Here is a 330-nt window from a genome sequence, read left to right as displayed (position 1 = left end):
AACGACGGCGCGGTGGTGTCGGGCGTGAGCACGACGGCGACAGAATCGGATGCCGCTTACAGCCTCAACCTGCTGTCGAACAGCAGCGATGCGGATGCGAGCGATGAACTGAGTGTTGCGAATGTCGTGAAAACCGGCGGTGATGACAGCGGTATCACGGTGAATGCGGACGGCACGTTGAGCATAGATCCAAATGCCTACAACGCCCTGGCGACAGGCGAAAGCTCGGTCATTACTTACAGCTACGATGTGGTAGAAAAAGATGACGAGGGCAATGTTCTAGGCACGACGTCAACGACGGCGACGATCACCATTACGGGTGAAAACGAC

Annotated in this window: 1 protein-coding gene; it reads left to right on the top strand. The window is 56.4% G+C overall.

Features of this window, described 5'->3' with window-relative positions; all coding sequences use genetic code 11:
- Positions 1-330, top strand: a 330-nt coding sequence (locus BCT81_RS07045; protein ID WP_198596853.1) for a VCBS domain-containing protein, incomplete at both ends; no start/stop codon positions are given.

Origin of the sequence: Vibrio sp. 10N.261.52.A1, from assembly GCF_002876325.1 — a bacterium.
Taxonomy (GTDB): Bacteria; Pseudomonadota; Gammaproteobacteria; order Enterobacterales; family Vibrionaceae; genus Vibrio; species Vibrio chagasii.
The sequence above is the reverse complement of the archived record's forward strand: the minus strand, read 5'-3'. Positions and strand labels throughout refer to the sequence as shown.